7 protein-coding genes and 1 pseudogene are annotated in these 9,009 nt (G+C 60.5%); 7 read left to right on the forward strand and 1 reads right to left on the reverse strand.

Annotated features, from left to right (window positions below):
- The first annotated feature begins 34 nt into the window (after window positions 1–34).
- Together BS629_RS31715 and BS629_RS31720 are read left to right on the forward strand one after the other, a co-directional pair.
- Window positions 35–1,351 (forward strand): MFS transporter, encoded by a 1,317-nt coding sequence (locus BS629_RS31715; RefSeq protein ID WP_245315122.1) that lies wholly within the window; start codon window positions 35–37, stop codon window positions 1,349–1,351.
- Entirely contained in the window at window positions 1,348–2,739 is a 1,392-nt protein-coding gene (locus tag BS629_RS31720; protein ID WP_018241671.1) for an amidohydrolase, read from the forward strand. Before BS629_RS31715 ends, BS629_RS31720 begins: the two co-directional genes overlap by 4 nt.
- A gap of 64 nt (window positions 2,740–2,803) precedes the next feature.
- Here the strand turns inward: BS629_RS31720 and BS629_RS31725 are convergent, their stop codons facing one another.
- Entirely contained in the window at window positions 2,804–3,208 is a 405-nt protein-coding gene (locus tag BS629_RS31725) for an Imm6 family immunity protein (RefSeq protein ID WP_018241672.1), read from the reverse strand.
- 394 nt (window positions 3,209–3,602) lie between these two features.
- Here BS629_RS31725 and BS629_RS31730 point away from each other — a divergent pair, with 394 nt between their 5' ends.
- From BS629_RS31730 to BS629_RS31750, 5 genes and pseudogenes are all read left to right on the forward strand, one after another.
- Window positions 3,603–4,649 (forward strand): LacI family DNA-binding transcriptional regulator, encoded by a 1,047-nt coding sequence (locus tag BS629_RS31730; protein WP_018241674.1) that lies wholly within the window; start codon window positions 3,603–3,605, stop codon window positions 4,647–4,649.
- Window positions 4,650–4,658: 9 nt separating this feature from the next.
- Window positions 4,659–6,272 (forward strand): acyl CoA:acetate/3-ketoacid CoA transferase, encoded by a 1,614-nt coding sequence (locus tag BS629_RS31735; RefSeq protein WP_018241675.1) that lies wholly within the window; start codon window positions 4,659–4,661, stop codon window positions 6,270–6,272.
- Window positions 6,265–7,044 carry an enoyl-CoA hydratase/isomerase family protein gene (locus tag BS629_RS31740; RefSeq protein ID WP_018241676.1) on the forward strand — a complete coding sequence of 260 codons (780 nt, stop codon included), beginning with the start codon at window positions 6,265–6,267 and terminating at the stop codon, window positions 7,042–7,044. Before BS629_RS31735 ends, BS629_RS31740 begins: the two co-directional genes overlap by 8 nt.
- Window positions 7,044–8,564: an aldehyde dehydrogenase family protein gene (locus BS629_RS31745; RefSeq protein WP_020572926.1), complete on the forward strand. Its 1,521-nt coding sequence runs from the start codon at window positions 7,044–7,046 to the stop codon at window positions 8,562–8,564. The genes BS629_RS31740 and BS629_RS31745 overlap by 1 nt, the downstream gene beginning before the upstream one ends.
- An 88-nt stretch (window positions 8,565–8,652) precedes the next feature.
- Window positions 8,653–9,009, forward strand: a pseudogene (locus tag BS629_RS31750) (sugar ABC transporter substrate-binding protein); the annotation flags it as partial.

Genomic DNA, 9,009 nt, shown 5'->3' on the forward strand with positions numbered 1-9,009 from the left:
GTATCTTTTCACACAAATAAACTGAGTGTGATGTGTGTTTCAACATCCAAAAACGGCTGCTCACATATTAAGCATGTTTTATAAACGCTCAAAAGGGGAGCATTCCATGCTTAGTCAAATCAAGCGCAGGCACATTATCGTCGCGATGCTGTTCATCTGCTGGGTCGTCGGGTTCCTCGACAAGACCGCGATCAACATCGCCATCATTCCGATCGTCGACGAGTTCCACCTGACCTCCGAACAGTCCGGGATGATCATCAGCGCATTCTTTCTCGCCTATTCTCTGACGCAGCTCATCGGGGGCTACCTTGTTGATCGGCTAGGAACCCGCTCGGTCCTGACCTCGGCAGTCGGCATCTGGTCGATCGGCACGATCGCGTGCGGTGCGGTCGGCTCCGCGATGGGGCTGGCCGTGTCGCGCGCTCTGGTCGGAATGGGCGAGGCTGTGTTCCCGGCGGGAAGCTCGGTGGCCATAACCGAGAACTTCAAAAAGGAGAGCATGGCCAGGCCGAAATCGGTCATTCAGTCGGGAGCGTCCGTGGGCTTTGCCGTGGGCTCGCTCGTCACCACCGCGCTGATCGCCTACTTCAACTGGCGTGTCATGTTCATCACCCTCGGCCTGGTCGGACTGGCCCTTGCGATCCTGCTCTATCTGATCATGAAGCCGATGGTTGGCGCTGCTTCGATATCCGTCGGGCCGAAGGCAGAAAAGTCGGAAAAAGCCCGGATCACGGCTCTGCTCAAGAACTCGCTGACCTGGAAGATCGCCCTCTGCTACTTCTTCACGAACATCGTGTTCTGGGGTCTCCAGTCCTGGCTTCCGTCCTATTGGGTGAAGGTCAAGGGCATGAGCATGATGTCGATGGGCGCCTACTCGGCAATCCCGCCGACGCTCGGCTTCCTGTCCTTCCTGTTCTGCGGCTGGCTGCTCGACCGCTATTTCCACAAGAAGGAAAAGTACCTCATCTGTATCGGCGCGCTGGTGTCGGCGGTGTTCATCTATCTGATGGCCAACGCTACATCCATCCCGCTGGCCTTCTTCTATCTGACGGTTTCAAACGTGTTTCTGAACGCGATCTCGATCAGCGTGTTCGTGACGATCATGAAGCACTACCCCAGCCACTCCGTGGGGACCGCGACGGGCCTGATCAATTCGCTCGCCCAGATCGGATCGTTCGTCTCGCCCACAGCGATCGGCGCCATCCTGCAAGCCACGGATCAGAACTATCAGACAGCCTTCCTGGCGATGATCGGCTGCGCCATCGTGACCCTCGCCGTGGCAGCAACGCTTCCGGCCGGAAGCAAGGAAGAGCTGGTCGCAGATCAAGCAATTCCAGGACTGGTGAAATGACATATAACGACATCATCGAGCGCGCTGTCACCGACAAGGCGGAGGGGCTGCAATCGGCAGCGAATGAAATCTGGTCCTTCGCCGAAATCCGATATGAAGAGTACAAGTCGGCTGCACTTCTGGCCGACATTCTCGAAGCGGAGGGATTCTCAGTCGAGCGCCAGGCCGGGGGAATCGAGACGGCTTTCGTCGCGAGCTACGGTAGGGGACAGCCCGTTGTGGCGATCCTGGGCGAGTTCGATGCGCTACCCAATCTCAGCCAGGAGGGCGACGTCGCGGGATACAAGCCCGTCGTCCCCGGCGGCAACGGCCATGGATGCGGGCATAATCTGCTGGGTGTCGGTTCGCTCGCCGCCGCCATCGCGCTCAAGGCCTGCAAGGACGAACTCGGGCTTGCCGGTACGATCCGCTTCTACGGCTGCCCTGCCGAAGAAGGCGGCGGCGGAAAGGCCTTCATGGCCCGAGAGGGATTGTTCGATGGCGTCGACGTCGCCTTCACATGGCACCCGTGGGATGAGAACCTCGCCTACCATGCAAGAATGCTGGCGACGAACCAGGTCTATTTCACTTTCCGTGGTGTGAGCGCACATGCGGGCTTCGAGCCCCATCTCGGGCGAAGCGCGCTCGATGCAGTCGAGCTGATGAATGTCGGGGCAAATTTCCTGCGCGAGCACATCGTCCAGGACGGCAGAATTCACTATGCAATAACGGATACCGGCGGAAAGGCGCCCAATGTCGTCCAGTCGCAGGCCGAAGTACTCTACAAGGTCCGCGCGCCGCTGATGGATCAGGTGCGGGACATCACCGAGCGGGTCAAGGACGTGGCTCGTGGAGCGGCACTGATGACGGGAACGGAGGTCGAAATCACCTTCGATGCAGCCTCTGCCGACCTGATACCGAACGCCACGCTGGCAGGTGTGATTCACCAGGAGCTCGACAAGATCGGCGGAGCGTCCTTCTCGAACAGCGAGAAGGAGTTCGCGGCGGAGATCCAGAGGACTTTTCCGAGGGATGTTCAAGCGCGCATCGAGAAGCGCGGGACGATCCTCTCCGGACATGTGAACGAGTTTCAGGAAAAGCCGACATTTCTGCATGGCTCGACCGATGTCGGCGACGTCAGCTGGATCGTTCCCACCGGACAGGTCTATATGGCGACATCAGCCTACGGAACGCCTCCGCATAGCTGGCAGATGGTTGCGCAGGGCAAGACTTCCTACGCGCATAAAGGAATGCTTCAGGCCGGCAAGGTCATGGCCGCCGCCGCCGCCAGATGTCTCCAGGACAGCGAGTTGATCTGCCAGGCAAAGCAGGAACACCTGAGGGAGCTCGGAGGCGCTTCCTACAAGCCTCTCATCCCGCTCGAGACGAAGCCGATGAAGGTCCGCTAGGCAAATGCGGACGGTTATGTGAGCCATGGAATAGCTGCGAGCAATAGCGAGCGGCGAGGGGACTTCAGCCGAGTTTGGCCAGTTGCTCGTCCAGAAGGTCAAGGCTGTCCTCTCCCACTTCGTTGACATCACTCGGCATGGGTTCACCTGTCTCCTGATAAACAAGCCAGGCGACGTACATGGCTGCTGTCGTCAGCGCGTTCCAGCCGTCTTCGCTGGGCTTTCCCACTGCCTCGGAGAGCCGGCGGAGCGTCCCGTGCTCATCGTCGCTGTAGATGAGGTCGGAGAAGTACCGGCCTGTCAGGCGTCCGCCATCACCCCAGGTGCGGATTGCCGCCAAGGCGGCCTTGGTTTCGCGCGCGTCGGGTTCGGTGCGCTCGATCTGTGCGACCAAAACCGCGGCGATCGCTGCCAAGCGCCGCGCCTGTTCGCGTGGCGGCAGAACCGTCAGCTCGGCGCGCAATTTCATGTCTCCATGGTCTCCACTGGGCTTGTCACAACGTCTATCAACACAGAATAGAGGCCCTTCCTGCTTTTGCCAGAAGGTCCGCCGATTACGCCGCCTTGATCGCTTCGACGGAAATACCGGGCGAGCCTGAATCCTCTACATTTTTGCTGCCAACGCATCGGTCGGTCGTGCGCCACGCACGATTCTCCAGGTCGAAAAATATCGACATATGCCTCTCAGTTATGATCATTTTTTAGACCGTTCCAATTTTCGGGATGAGATTCCAGCAGTCGGGGAGGCAGAAATTTGCCGCAGATGCTTCTAATAGATAGCGGTTCGTATAAATTTCGCTTGACAGAATTGGAACGTTCCAAATATTTAGGTAATCATTCGACGTTGGCGTCGGGAGGAAGACGTGACAAAGGCGCGGGTAACCGTCATCGACATTGCGAAAGCCGCAGGCGTCTCGAAATCGACGGTTTCGCTGGTGCTTCAGGGGTCCTCCCTGGTCAATGAGGGGACGCGTTCCAAGGTCAATGCCGTGATGCGCGAGCTGGGCTACGTCTACAATCGCGGCGCAGCCAATCTTCGGCAGGCCAGTGCCAAATCGAGGATCATCGGGGTCGTCGTGAACGACCTGACGAACAGCTTCTTCGCGGAACTGGCAGTCGGCGTCGACATGGTTGTTCAGTCGGCCGGATTCGTGCAGTTCCTGTCGAACACCAGCGAGAGCATCGATAGGCAGCGCGAGGTTGTCGCATCGATGCGGGAGCATGGTATTTCGGGGCTCATCGTGTCGCCGGCGCGCGCCACCGATGCCGCAGACTTCAAGCCACTCGTCGCGGCAGGGATTCCGGTGGTGGTGGTCGTTCGAAGCCTGCCTGGCGCCAAAGTCTCGTCCGTCGTCTCCGACAACCGGGCTGGCATGGTGTCTGCGGTCGAGCACTTGGCGGAGCTTGGTCACAAGCGCATCGCTTTTCTCGGCGGCTTTCCCGACACCGCTGTCTTCGACGACCGCCTTGCGGGTTACCGAAGCGGCATAGAGGCAGCCGGGCTCGACTATCACCAAGAACTTGTCATCTCGTCGGCGCCTTCGCGAGCTGGCGGGGTGGAGGCGATCGGAAAAGCGATCGTTCTTGCCGACAAACCCACGGCAGCCGTCTGCTTCAACGATGCCGTAGCCTTCGGTGTTTGCGACGGATTGCGTGCGCGCCGTCTGGAGCCCGGCTCCGACTTCGCGGTCGTGGGTTTCGATGACGTCATCGAGGCTCAGGCGGCGGTTCCCGCACTCACAACGGTTTCGGTCGATCCGCAGGGCATTGGGCGCCGCGGCGCGCAACTGCTTCTCAAGCAGATCAATGCGGGCAAGGCCGAGGCGGAGACTGTGACAACATCGGTTCGGCTGGTTGTTCGCGAGAGCTGCGGAGCCCGCAAGAGCGTAAAAATCGAAACAGGACTCTGAGTAACGCCAATGAACAAGCATCTCACCCCGACCGAAGCGGCCGCGCTGATCCCGGATGGCGCTGTTGTAACGGTGTCTTCCTCGAGCGGTCTCGGTTGCCCGGATCTCATGCTGAAGGCGATTGGTGAACGTTTCGATGCGACCGGCCATCCCCGTGATATCACGACCCTTCATCCGATCGCTGCCGGTGATATGAGTGGCATCAAGGGCGTCGACTATATCGCCAAGAAGGGGCTGCTCAAGCGCATCATCGGTGGTTCCTATCCGTCCGGCCCGTCGTCATCAGAGCCGCCGCTGATCTGGCAAATGATCACCAACAACGAAATCCCGGCCTACAACATCCCCTCAGGTATCCTCTTCGACATCCATCGCGAAGCCGCCGCGAAGCGGCCGGGCGTCCTGACCAAGATCGGCATCGATACATTCGTCGATCCCGAGCGGCAGGGTTGCGCGATGAACGGCCTGGCTTCGGAGCATGCGGTGGTCAAGCGCGTCAGCTTCGAGGGCGACGACTGGCTGTTCTTTCCCTCGATCGTCCCTGAGGTTGCCATCATCCGCGCCACCACCGCCGACGAGCGCGGCAACCTGACATACGAACATGAAGGCGCCTACCTCGGCGGCCTCGATCAGGCGCTGGCCGCACGCAACAACGGCGGCATCGTTATCGCCCAGGTCAAGCGGATCACCAAGGAAGGCTCGCTGAAACCCCATGACGTTCGGGTGCCCGGGATGCTGGTCGACTATGTGGTCGTCGATCCGGAACAGAAGCAGACGACGCAGACGCAATACGATCCGGCAATTTCCGGGGAGATCTTCCGCCCGCTCGATAGCTTCAGCGTTCCGGAGTTCAATGTTCAGAAAGTCATCGCGCGTCGCGTCGCGCAAGAACTTCAGGCGGGGAGCTGCGTCAATCTCGGCTTCGGCATCTCGGCCAACGTGCCGCGCATCCTGCTGGAGGAAGGGCTCCACGGCGCCGTCACCTGGGTCATCGAGCAAGGTGCGGTCGGTGGGGTGCCGTTGCTCGACTTCGCCTTTGGCTGCGCCTCCAATGCCGACGCCTACATGCCGTCTCCCTATCAGTTCACCTATTTCCAGGGCGCAGGCTTCGATGCCTCGCTGCTGTCCTTCCTCGAGATCGGCAAAGACGGTTCGGTCAACGTCTCGAAGCTCTCGTTCCGGCCGCATGTGACGGCTGGTGCCGGAGGCTTCGTCGACATCACGGCGCGGGCAAAGAAGATCGTCTTCTCCGGCATGTTCAATGCCGGAGCGAAGCTTTCGATCGCCGATGGATCTCTTCTCATCGAGAAGGAAGGCAAGTTGAAGAAGCTTGTGAACGAGGTGGAACACGTCACTTTCAGCGGTAGGCGTGCGATCGAGCAGGGGCAGGATATAACCTATGTCACCGAGCGGTGCGTGATGAAGCTGACGCCTGATGGTATCGTCCTCACCGAGATTGCCCCCGGTGTCGATCTCCAGTCCCATATCCTCGATCAGTCGGAATTTCCGCTGATCGTCGCGCCCGACCTGAAAGTGATGGATGCCGAGCTCTTTAGGGAAGCGAACATCGGCCTGTCGCTTCCGGTCAAAGGGGCACGGACGCTGGAGGGCAGCTTCCATGGCTAGCGGAACAGTCAGAATTGATGTCGATGGACATGTTGCGACACTGACGATTTCTCGTCCGGAGAAGCTGAACGCGCTCGACCTCGACATGCTCAAGGCATTGGTGGACGCTGCCGACGAGGTGGAGGCCAACGCCAATGTGCGCGCTGCCATTCTCACGGGCGAAGGAAAGGGCTTTTCCGCCGGAGGCGATATCAAGGCCTGGGGCGGAATGTTGCCTCAGGAGTTCGGTCATCTCTGGGTTCGGCACGGTCACCGTATCTTCGAAAGACTGGCGACCCTGCGGGTGCCGCTCATTGCGGCTCTCAACGGCCACGCCCTCGGAGGAGGGCTTGAACTTGCAGGGGTTGCCGACATTCGCCTTGCAGAGGAGCAGATCAAGATTGGTCTGCCGGAAACCGGCCTTGGGATGGTCCCGGGCTGGTCCGGGACTCAGCGTCTTGTGCGCCGGTTCGGGGCGCAGGCCGTCCGACGCATGGCGCTCGGCGGCGAGATATTCACAGCCGAAGAAGCACGCCTGCTGGGTATCGTGGACGCGGTCGTTCCCACCGGAAACGCGGTGACCGCTGCCAGGGAATATGCGCAGCGGATCGCCGCAAGGGGGCCGGCTGCGACCGAGATCGCGAAGTTGATGATCGCATCGGCGAACGGCGAAGACAATGGAACCGCGGTCGAAGCCCTTGGCTCGATCCTCGCTGCGAAGACCGGCGATCTGAAGGAGGGCGTCGCATCATTCTGCGAGAAGCGCCCGGCAACGTTCAAGGGAGAATGGTAATGACGGTGCTCGTCAACCCCACCGCGCTCAGCGACCACAAAGCGCGTGATTTCAAGATGCTCATCGATGGCAAATGGGAGGCTGGTGCCTCCGATCCGATCGAGCGTGTCGCGCCGAGCCATGGCGTCGTGATCAGCCGGTTTCCGACCGGTAGCAAGAACGACGCCGAACGTGCGATCGCTGCGGCACGCAAGGCGTTCGACCTCGGGCCGTGGCCTCGAATGACCGCTTCCGAACGTTCCGCCATCCTGCTCAAGGCTGCCGACCTGATCGCGGCGCGCGCAGAGGAGCTGGCATTTCTCGATGCTATCGAGGCAGGAAAGCCGATCACGCAGGTGCGGGGAGAAATTGCCGCCTCCGTTGACATATGGCGCTACGCGGCGGCTCTTGCCCGCGACCTCCATGGTGAAAGCTATAACACGCTCGGCGATGGCACATTGGGCGTCGTCTTGCGCGAAGCGATCGGCGTAGTGTCGATCATCACGCCCTGGAACTTTCCCTTCCTGATCGTCGGCCAGAAGCTGCCATTCGCTCTGGCCGCAGGTTGCACGACCGTCGTCAAGCCCTCGGAGCTGACCTCAGGATCGACGCTCGTGCTGGGCGAGATCCTGCAGCAGGCAGGCATTCCGGATGGTGTCGTCAACATTGTCACCGGCACGGGACCAGAGGTCGGCGCGGTCATGACCTCCCATCCCGACGTCGACATGGTGTCGTTCACCGGCTCGACCGGTGTCGGAAAGCTGACGATGTCGAATGCTGCACAGACGCTGAAGAAGGTCTCGCTGGAACTGGGTGGGAAGAACCCGCAGATCGTGTTCCCGGATGCCGATCTCGATGCGTTTGTCGATGCCGCGGTCTTCGGCGCATACTTCAATGCCGGCGAGTGCTGCAATGCCGGCTCGCGGCTGATCCTTCACAAATCAATCGCTTCCGATGTCGTCAAGCGGATTGCCGAATTGTCGAAGGCAGTGAAGGTCGGCGACCCTCTTGATCCTTCGACGCAGGTGGGCGCCATCATCACGCCGCAGCACCTGGAGAAGATATCGGGATACGTCGCCGGGGCGAGGAGCGGCGGTGCCCGCGTCGCCCATGGCGGCGAGACGCTCGATCTTGGCATGGGGCAGTTCATGTCGCCGACGATCCTCGAAGAGGTCACCCCTGATATGGCCGTGGCGCGCGAGGAAGTCTTTGGTCCGGTCCTTTCGGTCCTGACATTCGAGACGTCTGCCGAGGCGATCAAGATTGCGAATTCCATCGACTACGGCCTGTCGGCCGGTGTCTGGAGCCGCGATTTCGACACGTGCCTGACGATCGGCCGGTCGGTGCGGGCAGGGACGGTCTGGATGAACACCTTCATGGACGGCGCCTCGGAACTTCCCTTCGGCGGTTACAAGCAAAGCGGCCTTGGCCGTGAGCTCGGCCGCCATGCGGTCGAAGATTACACCGAGACCAAGACACTCAACATGCATATCGGCAAACGCACCAGTTGGTGGATGCCGCAGACGGAAAAGCTGGCTTAGCCGGCGGCCGAACTACGCTCGAGGAGGGCGGGTGATTGGTGCGGGAATGGGTCCCGCATCTTCCAAACTTGAACTGGGAGGTTCTTCGATGAACAGGTTTTTGACCACGACCGCAATGATCGCATTGGCTTTGGCCGGTGCTAGCGTGTCCGTACGCGCCGCCGACGTGAAGGAAGTACAGATGCTGCACTGGTGGACGTCGGGTGGCGAGGCAGCGGCACTGAATGTTCTGAAGCAGGATCTTTCGAAGGAAGGTTTTGCCTGGAAGGACGTTCCGGTTGCCGGCGGTGGCGGCGATGCGGCGATGACGGCGCTGAAGGCGATGGTTGCGGCCGGCACCTATCCGACGGCCTCGCAGATGCTCGGTTATACCGTGCTCGATTATGCCCAGGCCGGCGTCATGGGCGATCTGACCGAGACGGCGAAGAAGGAAGGCTGGGACAAG

The organism is Rhizobium leguminosarum bv. viciae USDA 2370, from assembly GCF_002008365.1.
In the GTDB taxonomy this organism is placed as follows: Bacteria; Pseudomonadota; Alphaproteobacteria; order Rhizobiales; family Rhizobiaceae; genus Rhizobium; species Rhizobium leguminosarum.

What these genes read in the sequence shown, in the direction of transcription:
- BS629_RS31745 (WP_020572926.1), top strand. Translation starts at nt 7,044, where the DNA reads ATGACGGTGCTCGTCAACCCCACCGCGCTCAGCGACCACAAAGCGCGT.
- BS629_RS31740 (WP_018241676.1), top strand. Translation starts at nt 6,265, where the DNA reads ATGGCTAGCGGAACAGTCAGAATTGATGTCGATGGACATGTTGCGACA.
- BS629_RS31725 (WP_018241672.1), bottom strand. Translation starts at nt 3,208, where the DNA reads ATGAAATTGCGCGCCGAGCTGACGGTTCTGCCGCCACGCGAACAGGCG.
- BS629_RS31720 (WP_018241671.1), top strand. Translation starts at nt 1,348, where the DNA reads ATGACATATAACGACATCATCGAGCGCGCTGTCACCGACAAGGCGGAG.
- BS629_RS31735 (WP_018241675.1), top strand. Translation starts at nt 4,659, where the DNA reads ATGAACAAGCATCTCACCCCGACCGAAGCGGCCGCGCTGATCCCGGAT.